Below are 17,070 nucleotides of genomic sequence, written 5' to 3'. Positions count from 1 at the left end.
CTCTTGGTGACTGAGAGATCGCACCTCGTCGCCGAATCGCGGGTCCGGTGGTCAGCGGTGGCCGTAGACGACGGTCCACGGGCGGGTCGCCGCCTCGTCCGCGGTCGGCGTGCGCGTGGAGACGCCGTCGCCCTGCAGGACCCCGGCCGCCACCTCGGCGAGCCGGGCGGCCTGCGGATGCGGGCTCGCCGACGGCCAGGCGAGGAACATCCGCCAGCTCAGCGATCCCTCGGTCAGCGGCCGCCACACCGCCCGCGGATCCCGGCGGGCGGCGATCGCCGGTTCGAACGCGACGCCGTGCCCGGCCAGCACCAGGCCGAGCACGAACTCCGGGTTCCGCGCGTGCCGCACGTTCGCCGGCCGGAAACCCCGTTCCCAGCAGGTGCGCAGGGTGCGGTCGTAGAGCCCGGGGGAGGCGGCGCGCGGAAAGATCACCAGCCCCTCCCCGGCCAGGTCGGCGAGGTCGAGTTCGGTGCGGGCCTCCAGCGGCGAATCGCGCGGCAGCAGGACGCCGAGCGGGGTGTCGACCGCGGGGCCGGTGTCCAGGCCGACCACGTCGACCGGATGCTGCAGCAGCCCGGCGTCCAGTTCCCGGTCGGCGAGCAGCCGCACCTGTTCGGCGGTGGTGAGCTCCTGCAGATCCAACCGCACGTCCGGGCAGGCACGGCCGAATTCGGTGAGGATCGCGGCGAGCACCCGCCCGGGCAGATCGGGCGGCACCCCGGCGCGCAGCGCGTCGATCTCGCCGCGGTGGGCCTTGCCGACCAGGGTCGTCGCGCGCTCCCAGCGGGCCAGCAGATCGCGGGCCTCGGCCAGCAGGATCTGCCCGGCCTCGGTGAGCTGGACCTGACGACCGCGGTCGAACAGCCGGGCGTCCAGATCGCGTTCGAGCCTGCGGATGCTCTGGCTCAGCGGCGGCTGCGCGATGCCGAGCCGGTCCGCGGCGCGGCCGAAGTGAAGTTCCTCGGCGACCACGACGAAGTAGCGGAGCTGCCGCAAGGGGTCCACGCTGCGACGATATCGTCCGCGATATCGATCCGCGGCCCGGCTGGTCTTGGACAGCGCGCCCGCGGCCGTGTTGTCTGGCCGCCGTGACGAATGATCGACAACGGTTCAGCAGGCGGGGGATTCTCGGTGCGGGGGCGGCCGCGGTGCTCGCGGGCGCCGGAACCGCCGCGGCGGCACCCATACCGAAACCGTCCGATGTGGAGCTTCGCTGGTGGGGCAACAACGGCTGGGAGATCCGCATGCCCGCCGCGGACGGCAAGCGCGTGAAAACCGTCCTCATCGACCCTTGGCTGACCCGGTTCAAAACCGGTACCTACACCAAGGAAGGCGCGGACCCGAACACACCGATCTCGGTCAACCGCGCGCTGATCGACCGCTACGTGGACAGCGGGGAACTGCGCGCCGACCACATCCTGGTGACCCACGGACACTACGACCACCTGACCGATGTTCCTTATCTGGCAAGGAAAACCGGCGCCACGGTAGTCGGCACCGAAACGCATCTCAACCTGATGGCCGCGCTCGGCGCGCCGGAGGACCAGCTCGCGGTCGCCAGCGGCGGCGAGTACCTGAACTTCGACGGGTACTCGATCCGCGTGCTGCGATCGCTGCATTCGGCGGTGGGCCCGCGGGCCGAGGTGCCGTTCCCCGGGACCCGCCCGGGGCTGAACCTGGGCGACCCCGATCCCGAGCACCCGGTGCTGCCGCGGCTGCCGGAGCCGAAGACGATCCGGGAACTGGTCGAGGGCGGCACGCTCGCCTACCAGGTGACCAGTGCCGGGGGCACGAGCGTGCTCGATTTCGGCGGCTCGAACTTCGTCGAGGCGGAACTGGCCGGGCTGCGGCCGGACGTGCTGCTGATGCCGGTCGGCGGCGGCAACGTGGTGGCCTACGCGGAACGGCTGCTGCGCGCGGTCGGGTACCCGCGATACGTGCTGCCGACCCACTGGGACGACTTCGACTACCCGCTCGACGAGCCCGCCAAGGACTTCGGCGGCGTGGAACCGCTACGCCGCGCGGTGGCGAAGGCGAGCCCGTCGAGCCGGTTCGTGGTGATCGATCACCTGAAGACGTTCAAGCCGTAACCGGCGCTAGCCGCTCTTCCGGCGGAACTGCCGGCGGTTCGAGGCCGGGCCGTGCGCGCTGTGGATCTTGGAACCACGGTCCTCGTGCGCGTCCCGGGCCTTGGCCTGGGCCTGCTTGCGCTCGAGGGCCTCGCGGAACTTGCGCTTGACGTCGTCCTCCTGGTCACCGTTCGTCGACGGCGCGTTGTCAGACATCTCTACCTCCGGGTGACGACGTGTACCGGAGTCCCAGCCTGGCACTTGATCGACACCTTGGCGAGCCGTTTTCGACCCGCGTCACGCTTCCGACTGGCCGCACTATAGGTAGCCGTGCTATATGTAGTTTACCTACTTATCCAAACCTCTGGGGAGGATCCGATGCACGCACGACGCAGCACCTGGCGGACCGCTCTGGCCGGAACGCTCGTGGTGGCGGGGCTGGCCACGGGCGGCGCCGCCGCGGTGGCGGCGGAACCACCGGCCGCGGACACGGCACAACACCGGGACGACCGGAAGCTGATCGAGGACCAGTTCCGGCAGATGGAGACCGGCTGGTGGAACGAGCGCGGTCCCGAGTTCGCCGCCGCCTTCACCGAGGATGCCGACCTGGTCACCTTCAACGGCGACTACCTGCGCACCCGCCCGGTCATCGCCGAACGCATGCAGTACTACTTCGACACCTACATCGAGAAGTCACACATCAAACGGCTCGACGAGCACCTCCGGTTCGTCGAACCGGACCTGGCGATCGTCGTCCGCACCACCTGCCTGGTGCCCGCCGGGCAGACCGGCTGCCGCGCGGGGTCGGATTCCCGCAACACCAACGTCCTGCTCAAACGCCACGGGAAGTGGCTGCAGACGTCGTTCCAGAACACCCGAATCGACCCGCTGCCCTAGCGGCGGTCCCCCAATGTGGCTTTCGGGGCACTCAACGCCCCGAAAGCCACATTGGGAACCTTGAACGCCCCCAATGCCGCATTGGGGGATTCGGGGTGCGCGAGGAGAAGGCGGCGGAGGGCGGCGGTGAGGGCGAAGGCGACGAGCGCGGTACCGGCGAGGAGGAACGCGGCGCGCGCCGAATCGGGGGTGAACGCGAGTTCGCCGCCGCGGCCAAGCACGAAACCGGCGTGCAGGCCCCACGCCATCGCCGCGGTGCCGAGCGCCGCACCCACCGTGGTCACCGCGGCGATTCCGGCCACCACGGCGACGAGCACGCCGAGCGCGAGCGCGGGATGCCGCGTCGCCCCGGCGGCCACCGCGCCGAGGGTGGCCGCGATCGTGGCGACGAATCCCAGCGGGAAGCCGAATCCACCGTCGATCGGCCGTCCTGGCCAAGCCGTGTCACGCACATCACCATCTCAGCGCGGCAGCCCCACGACTGGAGGCTTGCGGACGATTTCCCTACGCGCGGGGCCGAGGTCTTGACGTCTTCTTGACCCCGGCCGCCACGATTCGCTCTTAGCGTGATTTCCGTGCATACCAAGGAAACTGACGAGCGGCACCGCCTCACCGCGCTCACCGGCACGGTCGGGCTCGGCCTCGACGCGCTCGCCTCGGTCGCCTACGGGCCGGAAGCCATCGTGCTCGTGCTGGCCGCCGCCGGGGCCGCCGGGCTGGGCGCCACGCTGCCGGTGACCGGCGTGATCGTGCTCCTGCTGCTCGTGCTGGTGGCCTGCTACCGCCAGGTCATCGCCGCGTATCCGGACGGCGGCGGCGCGTACTCCGTCGCGAGCCGGAACCTGGGGACCCGGGCCGGGCTGATCGCCGCGGCTTCGCTGGTCGTGGACTACGTGCTCAACGTGGCCGTCTCGGTCGCCGCCGGGGTCGCGGCGCTCACCTCGGCCTTTCCCGCGCTGCTGCCCTGGACCGTCGAGCTGTGCCTCGGCGCGCTCGTGCTCATCACCTGCGTGAACCTGCGCGGCGTGGTCACCAGCGCGCGGCTGTTCGTGCTGCCCGCCGCGATCTTCGTGCTCGCGGTCGGCACGGTCGTGGTGGTCGGCCTGATCCGGGGCGTGCCGCTGAACCCGTTGCCCGCCAGTGACCAGCCGGTGACCGTGGGCTCGGTGGGCGTGCTGCTGGTGCTCGCCGCGTTCGCGAACGGATGCTCGGCGCTGACCGGGGTCGAGGCCATCGCCAACGCCACGCCGTCGTTCCGGTCGCCGCGCTCGGCCCGGGCCCGGCGCGCCGAGGCGGGCCTGGGCGCGGTGCTCGGCCTGCTCCTGATCGGGGTCGCCGTGCTGATCGACCGGTTCGACGCCCGCCCGGTCGAGGGCCGCACGCTGCTTTCCCTGATCACCGAAGGCGCGCTGGGCACCGGTCCCGGTTACGTCGTCGTGCAACTGGCCACCGTCGTGCTGCTCGCGCTGGCCGCGAACACCTCCTTCGGCGGGTTGCCGGTCCTCGCCGCCCGGCTGTCCGCGGACGGCTACCTGCCGCACCTGTTCGGCCTGCGCGCCGACCGGCTGGTGCACCGCTACGGCGTGCTGGTGCTCGCCGCGCTCGCGGCCGGGCTGCTGCTGTTCAGCGGTGGCAAGGTGGACGTCCTGGTGCCGATGTTCGCGGTGGGTGTGTTCATCGGGTTCTTCCTGTGCCAGCTCGGCATGGTGCGGCACTGGCGGCGGGTCCGCTGCGCGCGCTGGCGGTCGAAGGCCGCGGTCAACGGGCTCGGCGTGGTGCTCACCGCGACGGCGGCGATCGTCGTGACGGTCACCAAGTTCACCCACGGCGCCTGGCTGATCGTGCTGGTGGTGCCGGCGCTCGCGGTGTTGTTCACCCGCGTGCGCGCGGCCTACGACCGGATCGGGACGCAACTCGGCGTGGGCGGCCTGCCGGACCGGCCGCGCGAACGGGAAACCGTTGTCGTGGTGCCGGTCGTGGCGATCACGCGGCTCGCTTCGGAACTGCTGTCCACCGCGTTGGGCATGGGGCACAAGGTGATCGCGGTGCATGTGTCCTTTCCGGACGAACGTGCCGAGGCGGCCGCGATGCAGGAACGGTGGTTGCAGTGGCGACCGGAAGTTCCGTTGGTACTGCTGGAATCCCGGCAACGCGAACTGGGTCCGCCGCTGGCCCGCTATGTGCGGAGCCTGTCCGCGGAACGGGTAATCGTGCTCGTCGGCGAGGTGCAGCCCGCGCGGTTGTGGGAACGCATGCTGAAGAACCGGCGGGGCACCGTGGTCGCCCGCCATCTCAGCCGCGCGACCTCGGCGGTGGTCTGCCGGTTGCGCATGCCGCTGGCCACCGGGCAGCGGGACCGGGCCGTGGCACGGGAGCGGCCGCTGGCCCTCACCTCGTGATGGTGGAGAACAAGTGACAGGTCGATATCCGAACCTGGCACATTGGCAACAATCGGGCGGAAACCACTACTGTTCCCGGCATGGCGATGTCCGCGTCGGTGCCCGGTCGTCCGCGGTCGCGGCATGCGGCAGGTCTGCCCGCGGTCACGCCGGAACGGATCGTCGACGCCGCATTGCGGCTGACCGCGGAACACGGTTTGGAGAACTGGACGCTGCGCCAGCTCGCAGCCGCGGTGGACGCCTATCCGGCGGTCGTCTACCACCACGTCGGTGATCGCGAGGCGGTAGTGGCCGCGGTCATCGACCGGGCCCTGCTGATGTTCCCGCTCCCGGCCGAAGAACTGCCGTGGCGGGAGTGGTTTTCCGTGCTGCTGGCCGAACTGCGCGAGGTGCTGCGCTGCTATCCCGGGGTGGCGCGCCGGTTGTCGATCCACGGCCCGTCGCTGACCGCGGCGGGCCCGACGATCGACCGCGGCGTGCGCATCCTGCAACGCGCGGGGTTCGGGGCGGAAAGCCCGCGGGTGTACACCCTGCTGCTCAGCGTCGCCTGCCAGCACGTGGCGGTGGAGGACGACCGCGCGGCGCGGGACGAGAAGGTCACCCAGCGCACCGTGGAAGCCTGGATCGCGCACCGGGACAACACGGAGCTGCCGGGCCTGGCCCTGATGGGCGCCCGGGTCTACGAACTGGTCAACGACCCCGACCAGCGGGCGAACTACGGCGCCGACGTCTACGACTACGCGGTGCAGCGGTGCCTGGACGGGGTGGCGGCGCGCCTGGAAACGCTGAACCGTCCGTAAGCGTTCGCCGCAAAGAATCGCATGTCACCGGCGCGGAATCGCCGTCTTGAGGTGACAGCGAGGTGACAGTTGCACTCCGTAGCCTGACGCGAGCCGGCACTCCCCCCCTCAGCCGGCACCGCCCCCGGCGTTTACCTCCCCTACTGTAGACGCCGGGGGTCTTATCTTTCGCGGCTGAAGAAGGTGCGCTTCCGGAAACCCCGCCCGCTACGGGCAGGTGATTTTGGGCTGGGGGTTGTACTTGACGGTCCGGGTGTCGCGGCGGACCTCCCGGCCGGTGGCGACGTCGCGCAGGACCCGGGTGTCGGTGGCGGTGAAGCCCGGCGCGCCGTTCGACGCGTGGCAGTTCTCCGCGGGGCCCGGTTTCGTCTGCGGTTCGCTCGGGTTCGACCGCGCGCCCGGCACGGATTCGACGTTGTACCGCTTGGTTCCCCACAGCTTCACGGTGATCGACGACGGCGACCAGACGGTCTGGATGGCCACCCCGGTCGGCCCGTCGTTGGTGAACTTCAGATCGATCACGCTGGCGCCGCTCGGGCTCTGGAACACGGTCGCCTCGCGCGCCGCGGGATAGCGGCTGATGTAGTAGCTGTGTTCCTTGTGGCCGGCGTCCTTCATCCCGGCGAAGTAGGAGGCGTTGTACAGGGTCGTCGCGAACTGGGAGATGCCGCCGCCGACCTCGCGCGCCGGGGCGCCGTTCTCGATCACGCCCGCCTCGACGTAGCCCTGGGCGGTGCCGCGCGGACCGGTGAACCCGTTGAGGCTGAACGTTTCCCCCGGTTTGACGATCGCGCCGTCGACCTTCTGCGCGACCACGTGGATATTGGTGCCGGAGTCGGGGGCGAATCCGCCGGTGGTGAACTCGCCGATCACTTCCTTGATGCCGAGCTGGTTGGCCTGGTCGGTGGTGACCTTGGCCGGTTTCACCGCGTACTGCGCCTTGAGTTCCCGGGCGTCGGAGCGCTTGAGCACCTCCAGCATCGGCGCGAGGCTCGGTTCCCAGTTGATCGCCTTGCCGTCCTCGGACGGTTCGACGGTCGGTTTCCCGCCGGTGAAGACGATTTCCGCGTCCTTGCCCTCCTTCTCGGTGGACTTCAGCTGCGGACCGGCGGCCTCGACGACCTTGCCCTGGTCGATCCGCGGCGCGAGCGCGCCCCCGTCGGCCGGATCGAAGAACAGCGCGGCGCCGATGTGCTTGGGCTCCAGGGTCGCGTCCTTGCCCTCGCCGCGGATGAGCACCGGCGCCGACACCGCGGGCTTGGCGATCTGTTCCAGGGCGGTGTGCACGGCCTCCGGGGACGTCCGCACCGGGGTGACGGCCACCGGCAGTTCCACGGGTTTGCCGGAGGCCCAGTCGGCCAGCACGGCCTTGGCCGCGCCCTCGGTGTCCAGTTTCTGGCCCTGCTTGGGTTCCACCGGGAGCGGGGTCCCGTTTTCGAACCGGATATTTCCCTCGATCGGGTCACGGTCGATCTGCGGGCGCAGGGCCGCGATGGCCGCGCCGAGCTTCCCGCTGTCGCCGTGGGTGACCACGCCGACCTCCCGGCTGGCGAAGAACGAGGCGATCCGGGTGAACGGGTTGAGCGGCTGGCTGCCCGCCTGGTCCAGCGTCGAGGGCCAGTCCAGTGCCAGCCCGGCGTTCGCGGGGGCCAGCGTCGCCTGCACGTCACCGGCGTTGACCTGCACCGGCTGGGTCAGCCGCGGTTCGATCTCCCGGCGCAACCGCTGCTCGGCGGCGGACCGTTCGGTCCCGCCCACGTCGACCCCGGCCACGGTCACCCCGCGCGGCACGTCACCCTGGCTGACCAGCAGATCGATGCCGTAGAGCACGGCGAAGACACCGAGGACCGAACCGCCGATGATGCCCGCCCGCCGCAGGTTGCGGCGCCGCGCCGGGGGCTCCGGGGCGGGTTCGGGCGGCCGCATCGTGACGACGGGCAGCACGTCGGTCTGTTCGGAATGCGATTCGGGCCAGGCGGGTCCCTGCGGCAAAACTCAACCCTCCACGTCACAACGGACGATTCGCACTTACCGGCTCAAGATACGGGCGACCTATCGGGCGTCCGGCTCCGGGTTGGTTCCCGCGCGGGCCAGGAAGTCGAAGTCGCACCCCGCGTCGGCCTGGGTGACGTGTTCGGTGTACAACGCGCCGTAGCCGCGCTCGAACCTCGGCGCCGGCGGCCGCCACCCGGCGCGGCGCCGGTCGAGTTCGGCGCCGTCGACCTCCAGCCGCAACGCGCGGCCCGGTACGTCGAGGGTGATCAGGTCGCCGTCGCGGACCAGCGCGAGCGGCCCGCCGACGTGGGACTCCGGCGCCACGTGCAGCACGCAGGCGCCGAACGAGGTACCGCTCATCCGGGCGTCCGAGATCCGCACCAGATCCCGAACTCCCTTGGCCAGCAGGTGATCCGGGATCGGCAGCATGCCGTACTCGGGCATGCCCGGGCCGCCGAGCGGACCGGATCCGCGCAGCACCAGCACCGAGTCCCCGGTGATGCTCAGCGCGGGATCGTTGATCCGGTGCCTGAGGTCGCCGTAGTCCTCGAACACCACGGCGGGCCCGGTGTGCCACAGCAGTTTCGGCTCGGCCGCGAGGTGTTTGATCACCGCGCCGCCCGGGGCCAGGTTGCCGCGCAGCACGGCGATCCCGCCCTCGGCGGCGACCGGGTTGTCGCGGGTCCGGATGACGTCGTCGTCGTGCACCCGCGCGGTGGCCAGGGTTTCGCCGAAGGTCTGGCCGGACACGGTGATCCGATCGGTGTGCAGCAGATCGGTCAGCCGCGAGAGCAGGCCGCGCAGCCCGCCCGCGTAGTAGAAGTCCTCCATCAGGTACGCCCCGCCGGGCCGGATGTTCGCCAGCACCGGAACCTGCCGGGCGGCCGCGTCGAAATCGTCCAGGGACAGCGGGATCCGGCTCCGCCCGGCCATCGCGATGAGGTGGATGAGCGCGTTCGTCGAACCGCCGAGCGCGAGGACCGCGGTGATCGCGTCGGCGAAGGCGCGCCCGTCGAGCACCCGGGAGATGGTCAGCTCCGCCCACACCATCTTCACGATCCGGGCTCCGCTGGCCGCCGCCATCCGGTGGTGCGCCGAATCGACGGCCGGGATGGACGCGGCACCGGGCAGGGTGAGCCCGAGCGCCTCGGCCACCGAGGTCATGGTGGACGCGGTGCCCATGGTCATGCAGTGGCCGGGGGAGCGGGCCAGACCGCATTCCAGTTCGGCCAGTTCCGCGTCGCCGATCAGCCCGGCCCGCCGGTCGTCCCAGTACTTCCACATATCGGTGCCGCTGCCGAGCGGCTCGCCCCGCCAGTGCCCCCGCAGCATCGGCCCGGCCGGTACGAAGATCACCGGGAGGTCCGCGCTCGCCGCGCCCATCAGCAGCGCGGGCGTGGTCTTGTCGCAGCCGCCCATCAGCACCGCGCCGTCGAGCGGGTAGGAGCGCAGGATCTCCTCTGTTTCCATCGACAGGAGGTTCCGGTACAGCATCGGCGTCGGCTTCTGGAACGTCTCGGACAGCGTGGCCACCGGGAACTCCACCGGGTACCCGCCCGCCTGCCACACCCCGCGCTTGACCTGTTCGGCGCGTTCCCGCAGGTGCATATGGCACGGGTTGATCTCGCCCCAGGTGTTCAGGATGCCGATCACCGGTTTGCCGAGGTGCTCCTCGGGATTGAGCCCGAGCTGGCGGCTGCGCGTGCGGTGGCTGAAGTTCCGCAACTCCTCGCCGCCGTACCAGCGGTGGCTGCGCAGCTCTTCCGGTCGCATCATCGGCACGTCCTCACGGCAGGTCGGCGGGGATCGAGGATAGGGCATCTGATATATGATATTTCAACAACCGGCGCTCGGTACCGTTCGTGAACACGGAACGTGTAGATTCCTCCTACGATCCGTGCACGGCCGCCGATCCGGAGAAGACGATGTCACCGACATTCAGCCTGCCCGCCTCTCGCACCGAGGTGGTGCTGGAGGAGATCCGTCGCCGCATCCTGGCCAAGGAACTCCACCCCGGTCAACCGCTGGTCGAGGCGGAGCTCGCGCAGCTGCTCGGGGTGTCGAAGACCCCGGTGCGCGAGGCGCTCAAGGTGCTGTCGAACTCGGGGCTGGTCACCTTCAGCCCGTACAAGGGCGCCTCGGTGTGCGTGGTGGACGCCGAGCTGGCCCGGGCCGTCTACGACGTGCGGCTCGTGCTGGAGCCGGAGGCCGTGCGCCGGTCGGTCGCGGCGAAGGATCCGGCACTGCTCGACGAGGCGGCCGAGGTCCTGAAGGACGCCTCCGCGGCGATCACCGCCCGCGACCGGGCCGAGTTGAGCCTGCTGAACCGGCGGTTCCACCGCGCGCTCTACCGCGGCTGCGGAAATCCTTTGCTGATCAGCATCCTGGACGATCTGAAGGACCGGGCGGCGCTGATCAGCGTGGTCGGCTGGGAGTCCAATCCGAGCTGGCGCAAGGAGTGGAACGAGCACAAGGCGGTGCTGGCCGCGGCCAGGAAGGGCGACGCCGACGGCGCGGCGGACCTGCTGCGCGCGCACATCGACGACTTCCTGCGGCGGATCCTCGGTGCCATAGGCTCGTAACCATGCGCTTGTTGCTGATCGCGGACACGCATCTGCCCAAGCGGGCCCGCGCACTGCCCGGCGAGGTCTGGGACCAGGCCGAGGCCGCCGACGTCGTGGTGCACGCGGGTGACTGGGTCGAGGTCGCGCTGCTCGACGAACTCGAAGCCCGGTCCCGGCGGGTGATCGGGGTGTACGGCAACAACGACGGCCCGGACCTGCGTGCCCGGCTGCCCGAGGTGGCCACCGCCGAACTCGACGGCGTCCGGCTGGCCGTGGTGCACGAGACCGGCGCCGCGAAGGGCCGGGAACAGCGCTGCGACCGCGCTTTCCCGGACACCGACGTGCTGGTCTTCGGGCACAGCCACATCCCCTGGGACACCGTGACGCCGAACGGGCTCCGGCTGCTCAACCCCGGTTCGCCGACCGACCGCCGCCGCCAGCCGGACCACACGTACCTCACCGCGCGGATCGAGGCGGGAAAACTGACCGGCGTCGAGTTGCACGCCCTGCCACACCGCGAAAGATGAGCCGTATGGACCCGGCACGAGCGTTGCGCCAGATCGCCTTCCGGCTGGAACGGGCGGGCGAGCCCACCTACCGCGTGCGGGCGTTCCGGCGGGCCGCGTCGGTGGTGGACGCGCTGCCCGAGGGGGAACTGGCCGAACGCGCCCGCGCGGGCACGCTGACCGCGCTGAGCGGGATCGGCAAGGCCACCGCGGCGGTCATCGACGACGTGCTCGCCGGGCGGGAACCGGAATACCTGAAGAAACTCGTCGACCGCGGCAGCCCCGAACTGCCCGACGGCGGCGCGTTGCGGGCCGCGCTGCGCGGTGACTGCCACACGCATTCGGATTGGTCCGACGGCGGCAGCCCGATCGCCGAAATGGCCGAGGCGGCCCGGGAACTCGGGCACGAATGGATGGTGCTCACCGACCATTCGCCGCGGCTGACCGTCGCGAACGGGTTGTCCGCCGAGCGACTGCGGCGCCAGCTCGAGGTGGTGGCCGGGCTCAACGCCGAACTCGCGCCGTTCCGCGTCCTCACCGGGATCGAGGTGGACATCCTCGACGACGGCGCCCTGGACCAGGACGACGATCTGCTGGCGGAACTGGATTTCGTGGTGGCGAGCGTGCATTCCAAGCTGCGCATGCCCGCCGCGGAGATGACCGCGCGCATGCTCGCGGCGGTGGCCAATCCGCGGGTGGACGTGCTCGGGCACTGCACCGGCCGGTTGGTGACCGGCAAGGGGCGTCCCGAATCGGAGTTCGACGCCGAACGGGTTTTCACCGCCTGCCGGGACAACGGGGTGGCCGTGGAGATCAACTCGCGGCCGGAGCGGCTCGACCCGCCGCGCCGCCTGCTGCGCCTGGCCGCGGAACTCGGCTGCGAGTTCGCGATCGACTCCGACGCGCACGCGCCGGGCCAGCTCGCCTGGCAGCCCTATGGTTGTGCGCGCGCCACCGAATGCGGTATCGAAGCCGAGCGGGTGATCAACACGCTGACCGCCGAGGACCTGTTAGGGAGACATCGATGACCGACCCCGGGACGTTCCCCGGCGAACTGGCCGCCGCCGCGCGCACCGACGGCGACCGCCCGTTCCTGCGCCTGACCCCGGAAAGTGCGTGCACTTTCGGGGAAATGGAGCGCCTGAGCGCCCGGGTGGCGTCCGGTCTGCTGGGGCTCGGGCTCCGGCCGGGGGACCGGATCGCGGTTTCCGCGCCGAACCAGCCGGAATGGCTCGCGCTGTTCTTCGGCGCCACCCGGATCGGCCTCGTCGTGGTCACCCTGAACCCGCGTTACCGGGAGACCGAGCTGGAATACATGCTCAACCAGTCCGGGGCGCGGGCCGTGGTCACCGTCCCGGCCTTGCCGGACTTCGACTTCGCCGCCTTCTACGCGGGTTTCCGCGACCGCGTCCCCTCGGTCGAGCACGTCATCACCCTGGGCGCGGAGTTCGACGAACTCGCCAAGTCGCCGGTGGACGCCGAAGCCCTGCGCGCGGCCGAATCCGGCGTCGGCCCGGACACCCCGGCGGTCATCCTCTACACCTCCGGCACCACCGGGCGGCCGAAGGGCGCGGTGCTCACCCACGGCAGCATGCTCGCCGCCGCGCGCGGTCAGGCCGAACGGCTGGACATGGGGCCGGACGAGGTGTTCATCGGGGCCATGCCGCTCAACCACGTCGGCGGGATCACCTGCACGATCGCCGCTTCCCTGGTGGCCCGCGGTTCGGTGGTGCTGCTGCCCGCGTTCGTTCCGGCGGAGGCGGTGCGGACGATCGCCGAGCACCGGGTGACCGTTTTCGGCGGGGTGCCGACGATGTTCACGCTCGCCTTCGCGCGGCCGGAATTCGCCGGGACGGACGTGAGTTCGGTGCGGATCGCGCTGGTCGGCGGCTCGAACGCCGATCCCGCGCTGTGCGTGCAGATGGCGGAGCGGTTCCCCGGGGCGCGGTTGTCGAACCTGTACGGCCTGTCCGAGGTTTCCGGCGGCTGCGTGCTCAGCGCGCCCGGCGACGATCTGGCCACCGTTTCGCGCACGCTCGGCACCCCGGTCGCCGGGGTCGAAGTGCGGGTCGTCGACCTCGAGGGGCGCGAGGTCACCGCCGGGGGAGAGGGCGAACTGCACGTCCGCGGCCCCGGGGTCGCCCGGGGTTACTGGGATCTTCCCGAGGAGAGCGCCGAGACCTTCCTGCCCGGCGGCTGGCTGGCCACCGGCGACATGGTCGCGCTCGAACCGGACGGGCACCTCGTGCTGCGCGGGCGGAAGAAGGAGATGTTCCTGCAGGGCGGGTACAACGTGTACCCGGTGGAGGTCGAGAACGTGCTGACCGCGCATCCCGCGGTCGCGATGGCCGCCGGGATCGGCGTGCCGGACCCGGTGCTCGGCGAGATCGGGCGGTACTACGTGGTGCTGAAACCCGGCGAGACCGCGGACCCCGAGGAGCTGATCGACTTCTGCCGGGCCCGCCTCGCCGACTACAAGGCGCCCAAGCAACTGGAGATCGCGACCGAGTTGCCGCTCACCCCGGCGGGCAAGATCGCCAAAGCCGCCCTCCGCGCCGCCGCCTCGGCCTGACCCGGAAGCGCGCGCACTTCCGGGTCAGTTCCGGGTCGGGCGGGCGAAGAGGCGGATGACGTCCGGGAGGACGTTGACCGGGATGCTCGGGTCGATGGCCCGCTGCACGCCGAGGCCGATGCCGAGGCTGAGCAGCGCGGTCGCCAGGTCCTGCGGGGACATCGGGAGCTCGAGGGAGAACTGCTCGGCGTAGGAGGTCACCAGCCCGGCGATCAGGTCCCGGATCGCCTTGTCCCGGGTGGCCAGCTCGTGCCGGACGTGCGGATCGTGCCGGGCGTTGGTGGCGAACTCGACCTCCAGCGCGGTCCACGCCTCGTCGCCGATGCTGCGTTCCGCCCAGGACTGGAAGGCGGCCAGCAGCCCGTCCATCCCCTCGGCGCCGGTGAGCGATTCGGCCATCATCGCCGCCTGCTCGTCGTGGATGCGGTCGAGCACGGCCAGGCACAGCTCGTCCTTGTTGCGGAAGTTGGAGTAAACCGCGCCCTTGGAGTACCCGGCCTCGTCGGCCACCTTCTCCAGGGACGTCACGGAGTAGCCGTCGCGCAGGAACAGTTCCTTGGCCGTCGCGACGAGTTGCTCGCGGGTGCGGGCCTGGCTTTCGGCACGGGTGAGTCTGGCCATGGCGACCACTCTATGCGGACGGCGCCTCCGGTATCGGGATACCGCCGGTCTTTCTGGTGCTACGTTACACCTACCGTCGGTACTGAGATACTGCTAGTCTTCGAAACATGGCTACCGAACACTTCGCGGTCCTCGTCATCGGGGCGGGCGCCTCCGGCATCGGCGCCGCGATCCGCCTGCGCCAGGCCGGGATCACCGACTTCGCCGTGCTGGAGAAGGCCGCCGAACCGGGCGGCACCTGGCGCGACAACTCGTATCCCGGCTGCGCCTGCGACGTGCCGTCGGCGCTGTACTCGTACTCGTTCGCGCCGAACCCGGAATGGACCCGCGCGTTCGCGAAGCAGCCGGAGATCCGCGCCTACCTGCGCGCGACCGCGGAACGCCACGGGGTCACCCCGCATCTGCGGTTCGGCGCCGAGGTCACCCGCGCGCAGTGGAACGACCGCCGGAAACTGTGGGAACTCCGCACCACCCGGGGCGAGTTCACCGCGCGGATCGTGATCGCCGGGACCGGGCCGTGGCACGAACCGAAGATTCCCGACCTGCCCGGGCTCGCCGAGTTCCCCGGCGAGGTGTTCCACTCCTCCCGCTGGAACCACGACTACGACCTCACCGGCAAACGCGTGGCCGTGGTCGGCACCGGCGCCTCGGCCGTGCAGTTCGTGCCGGAGATCCAGCCCGCCGTCGGCCGGCTGCACCTGTTCCAGCGCACCGCGCAGTGGGTGCTGCCCAAACCCGACCACTACGTCCCGCGCGCCGAACGCTGGCTGCTGCGGCGGTTCCCCGCCGCGCAACGCGCCCTGCGCGCCGCCGAATACGCCGGGATGGAGGCGCTCGGCGTCGGCTTCCGGCACCCGTGGATCCTGCGCCAGGTGCAGCGGATCGGCCTGGCCCACCTCCGGCTGACCGTGCGCGATCCGGACCTGCGCCGCGCGCTGACCCCGGACTACACCCTCGGCTGCAAGCGCCTGCTGATGTCGAACACCTACTACCGCTCGCTCACGAAGTCCAATGTGGACGTACACACGACGGCCGTGCGCGAGATCCGGGGCAGCCGGGTGGTCGGCGCCGACGGGCGGGAGTCCGAAGTGGACGCGATCATCTTCGGCACCGGTTTCCACATCCTCGACATGCCGGTGGCGAGCAAGGTCTTCGACGCGGCCGGGCGCAGCCTCGACGACCACTGGCAGGGGAGCCCGCAGGCGTACCTGGGCACCACGGTCACCGGCTTCCCGAACGCCTTCCTGCTGCTCGGCCCGAGCCTGGGCACCGGGCACTCCTCGGCGTTCATGATCCTGGAGGCCCAGCTCGCCTACACGATCGACGCGGTGCGCCAGATCCTGGCGCGCGGCTGGGCAGCGGTCGAAGTCCGCCCCGAGGTGCAGCGCGCCTTCAACGACGAGGTGCAGCGCGCGCTGCCGCGAACCGTGTACAACTCCGGCGGTTGCTCGAGTTACTACCTGGATGCCAACGGCCGCAACAGTTTCAGCTGGCCCTGGTCGACCGGCCGGATGCGCGCGAGGATCAGCGCGTTCGATCCCGCCGACTACACCGTGCACGCGCACGCGGAACTCGAAAGGACGGCGTCGTAATGGCACTCTTCCGCGGCAGGTACCCGGCCATCGAACTGGACGGCGCGGTCGTGGCGGTGACCGGGGGCGGCCGGGGCATCGGGCGCGCCACCGCCGAGGCCTTCGCCGCCCGCGGCGCGACCGTCGCCCTCGGCGACCTGGACGTGGCGGTGGCCGAGGAGGCGGCGAAGTCCATCGGCACCGCGGCGCGGGCGTATCCGCTGGACGTGCGGGACCGCGAGTCGTTCGGAGGGTTCGCCGACGCGGTGCTCGGGGAGTTCGGCCGGATCGACGTGCTGGTGAACAACGCGGGCGTGATGCCGCTGGGCGGGTTCCTGGAGGAGCCGGACGCGCTGAGCGCCACCACGCTGGACGTCAACGTCTGGGGCCTGATCCACGGCCTGCGGCTGGTGCTGCCGGGCATGATCGCGCGCGGGCGCGGGCACGTCGTGAACATCGCCTCGATGGCCGGGAAGATCCCGATTCCCGGGATGGCCGTGTACAACGCGAGCAAGTTCGCCGCGGTCGGGCTGACCGCCGCGGTGCGCCGCGAGTACGCGGGCACCGGGGTGAGCGTGAGCGCGGTGCTGCCCAGTGCCGTGCGCACCGGGCTGGCGTCCGGGGTGCCGCTCGGCAAGGGCATGCCCACGGTCGATCCGGAGGACATCGCGGCGGCGGTGGTGCGCAGCTGCCGGACGCGCCGGGCGGAGATCCCGGTGCCGGGTTTCCTGGCGGGCTGGGACCTGCTGGCCGCGATCGTTCCCGAGCCGGTGATGAGCCTGGGCCGCAACCTGATCGGGGACAACCGCGCGCTCACCTCGGTCGATCCCGCCGGGCGCGCGGACTACGAGCGCCGGGTCGCCGATCAGGCTCGGAAAGAGCCCTAGCTACCTTCTTGCGCAAGGGAGCCGGGTGCTGGGGGGCGTGAGCGTTTGGGCCGGTTAGAGCGGGCTCTCATTTGGTCGCCTACTGGTGACTTGGCGTTTCCGTTCGATGAGCCGCACTTGGCCGACAAAGTGCGACACCGCGCCGGTGGTGGTGCTCGGAGGTTGCCCAATGCGACATTCGGTACC

General features: G+C 70.9%; 16 protein-coding genes. 10 read left to right on the top strand and 6 right to left on the bottom strand.

Features of this window, described 5'->3' with window-relative positions:
* Positions 1–51: 51 nt before the first annotated feature.
* Entirely contained in the window at positions 52–1,008 is a 957-nt protein-coding gene (locus tag FXO23_RS24680; RefSeq protein WP_158887800.1) for a LysR family transcriptional regulator, read from the bottom strand.
* Between the two features lie 83 nt (positions 1,009–1,091).
* Here FXO23_RS24680 and FXO23_RS24675 point away from each other — a divergent pair, with 83 nt between their 5' ends.
* On the top strand, positions 1,092–2,093 hold the full coding sequence (locus FXO23_RS24675; RefSeq protein ID WP_246257752.1) for an MBL fold metallo-hydrolase: 1,002 nt from the start codon (positions 1,092–1,094) through the stop codon (positions 2,091–2,093).
* A 6-nt stretch (positions 2,094–2,099) separates the two neighbouring features.
* On the opposite strand, the gene FXO23_RS24670 is transcribed toward FXO23_RS24675, so the two are convergent.
* Positions 2,100–2,288, bottom strand: coding sequence for a DUF5302 domain-containing protein (locus FXO23_RS24670; RefSeq protein WP_158887799.1), 189 nt, complete (start codon positions 2,286–2,288; stop codon positions 2,100–2,102).
* 162 nt (positions 2,289–2,450) lie between these two features.
* Here FXO23_RS24670 and FXO23_RS24665 point away from each other — a divergent pair, with 162 nt between their 5' ends.
* Entirely contained in the window at positions 2,451–2,969 is a 519-nt protein-coding gene (locus tag FXO23_RS24665; protein ID WP_158887798.1) for an SgcJ/EcaC family oxidoreductase, read from the top strand.
* Here FXO23_RS24665 and FXO23_RS24660 read toward each other — a convergent pair.
* Entirely contained in the window at positions 2,966–3,421 is a 456-nt protein-coding gene (locus tag FXO23_RS24660; protein WP_158887797.1) for a hypothetical protein, read from the bottom strand. The two genes, FXO23_RS24665 and FXO23_RS24660, sit on opposite strands and share 4 nt — an antisense overlap.
* A gap of 123 nt (positions 3,422–3,544) precedes the next feature.
* On the opposite strand from FXO23_RS24660, the gene FXO23_RS24655 reads away from it, so the two are divergent.
* Both FXO23_RS24655 and FXO23_RS24650 read left to right on the top strand, forming a co-directional pair.
* On the top strand, positions 3,545–5,368 hold the full coding sequence (locus FXO23_RS24655) for an APC family permease (protein WP_246257750.1): 1,824 nt from the start codon (positions 3,545–3,547) through the stop codon (positions 5,366–5,368).
* A gap of 80 nt (positions 5,369–5,448) precedes the next feature.
* Positions 5,449–6,168 carry a TetR/AcrR family transcriptional regulator gene (locus tag FXO23_RS24650; protein ID WP_158887795.1) on the top strand — a complete coding sequence of 240 codons (720 nt, stop codon included), beginning with the start codon at positions 5,449–5,451 and terminating at the stop codon, positions 6,166–6,168.
* 207 nt (positions 6,169–6,375) lie between these two features.
* On the opposite strand, the gene FXO23_RS24645 is transcribed toward FXO23_RS24650, so the two are convergent.
* Positions 6,376–8,160: a VanW family protein gene (locus FXO23_RS24645; RefSeq protein WP_158887794.1), complete on the bottom strand. Its 1,785-nt coding sequence runs from the start codon at positions 8,158–8,160 to the stop codon at positions 6,376–6,378.
* 60 nt (positions 8,161–8,220) lie between these two features.
* On the bottom strand, positions 8,221–9,939 hold the full coding sequence (gene araD, locus FXO23_RS24640) for an L-arabinonate dehydratase (RefSeq protein ID WP_158887879.1): 1,719 nt from the start codon (positions 9,937–9,939) through the stop codon (positions 8,221–8,223).
* A 149-nt stretch (positions 9,940–10,088) separates the two neighbouring features.
* Between araD and FXO23_RS24635 the strand changes: the two genes are divergently transcribed.
* The 4 genes from FXO23_RS24635 to FXO23_RS24620 are packed head-to-tail and all read left to right on the top strand — an operon-like array spanning position 10,089 to position 13,805.
* Positions 10,089–10,745, top strand: a complete 657-nt coding sequence (locus tag FXO23_RS24635) for a GntR family transcriptional regulator (protein ID WP_158887793.1) — start codon at positions 10,089–10,091, stop codon at positions 10,743–10,745.
* Between the two features lie 2 nt (positions 10,746–10,747).
* A complete protein-coding gene (locus tag FXO23_RS24630; RefSeq protein WP_158887792.1) occupies positions 10,748–11,254 on the top strand; it encodes a metallophosphoesterase family protein in 507 nt (168 codons plus the stop codon).
* Between the two features lie 5 nt (positions 11,255–11,259).
* Complete coding sequence (locus FXO23_RS24625; RefSeq protein WP_158887791.1) at positions 11,260–12,261, top strand: PHP domain-containing protein; 1,002 nt, start codon at positions 11,260–11,262, stop codon at positions 12,259–12,261.
* Complete coding sequence (locus FXO23_RS24620; protein ID WP_158887790.1) at positions 12,258–13,805, top strand: class I adenylate-forming enzyme family protein; 1,548 nt, start codon at positions 12,258–12,260, stop codon at positions 13,803–13,805. Before FXO23_RS24625 ends, FXO23_RS24620 begins: the two co-directional genes overlap by 4 nt.
* A gap of 24 nt (positions 13,806–13,829) precedes the next feature.
* Here the strand turns inward: FXO23_RS24620 and FXO23_RS24615 are convergent, their stop codons facing one another.
* A complete protein-coding gene (locus tag FXO23_RS24615; protein WP_158887789.1) occupies positions 13,830–14,426 on the bottom strand; it encodes a TetR/AcrR family transcriptional regulator in 597 nt (198 codons plus the stop codon).
* A gap of 107 nt (positions 14,427–14,533) precedes the next feature.
* On the opposite strand from FXO23_RS24615, the gene FXO23_RS24610 reads away from it, so the two are divergent.
* Positions 14,534–16,018 carry a flavin-containing monooxygenase gene (locus FXO23_RS24610; RefSeq protein ID WP_158887788.1) on the top strand — a complete coding sequence of 495 codons (1,485 nt, stop codon included), beginning with the start codon at positions 14,534–14,536 and terminating at the stop codon, positions 16,016–16,018.
* The gene (locus FXO23_RS24605) at positions 16,018–16,884 is read left to right on the top strand and encodes an SDR family oxidoreductase (RefSeq protein WP_158887787.1); all 867 of its coding nucleotides are present in this window, start codon (positions 16,018–16,020) and stop codon (positions 16,882–16,884) included. The genes FXO23_RS24610 and FXO23_RS24605 overlap by 1 nt, the downstream gene beginning before the upstream one ends.
* The last annotated feature ends 186 nt before the right edge of the window (positions 16,885–17,070 follow it).

This window comes from Amycolatopsis anabasis (assembly GCF_009765355.1).
Lineage (GTDB): Bacteria > Actinomycetota > Actinomycetes > Mycobacteriales > Pseudonocardiaceae > Amycolatopsis > Amycolatopsis anabasis.
The sequence above is the reverse complement of the archived record's forward strand: the minus strand, read 5'-3'. Positions and strand labels throughout refer to the sequence as shown.

What these genes read in the sequence shown, in the direction of transcription:
- FXO23_RS24670 (WP_158887799.1), bottom strand. Translation starts at nt 2,288, where the DNA reads ATGTCTGACAACGCGCCGTCGACGAACGGTGACCAGGAGGACGACGTC.
- FXO23_RS24665 (WP_158887798.1), top strand. Translation starts at nt 2,451, where the DNA reads ATGCACGCACGACGCAGCACCTGGCGGACCGCTCTGGCCGGAACGCTC.
- FXO23_RS24650 (WP_158887795.1), top strand. Translation starts at nt 5,449, where the DNA reads ATGGCGATGTCCGCGTCGGTGCCCGGTCGTCCGCGGTCGCGGCATGCG.
- araD (WP_158887879.1), bottom strand. Translation starts at nt 9,939, where the DNA reads ATGATGCGACCGGAAGAGCTGCGCAGCCACCGCTGGTACGGCGGCGAG.
- FXO23_RS24635 (WP_158887793.1), top strand. Translation starts at nt 10,089, where the DNA reads ATGTCACCGACATTCAGCCTGCCCGCCTCTCGCACCGAGGTGGTGCTG.
- FXO23_RS24630 (WP_158887792.1), top strand. Translation starts at nt 10,748, where the DNA reads ATGCGCTTGTTGCTGATCGCGGACACGCATCTGCCCAAGCGGGCCCGC.
- FXO23_RS24625 (WP_158887791.1), top strand. Translation starts at nt 11,260, where the DNA reads ATGGACCCGGCACGAGCGTTGCGCCAGATCGCCTTCCGGCTGGAACGG.
- FXO23_RS24620 (WP_158887790.1), top strand. Translation starts at nt 12,258, where the DNA reads ATGACCGACCCCGGGACGTTCCCCGGCGAACTGGCCGCCGCCGCGCGC.
- FXO23_RS24615 (WP_158887789.1), bottom strand. Translation starts at nt 14,426, where the DNA reads ATGGCCAGACTCACCCGTGCCGAAAGCCAGGCCCGCACCCGCGAGCAA.
- FXO23_RS24610 (WP_158887788.1), top strand. Translation starts at nt 14,534, where the DNA reads ATGGCTACCGAACACTTCGCGGTCCTCGTCATCGGGGCGGGCGCCTCC.
- FXO23_RS24605 (WP_158887787.1), top strand. Translation starts at nt 16,018, where the DNA reads ATGGCACTCTTCCGCGGCAGGTACCCGGCCATCGAACTGGACGGCGCG.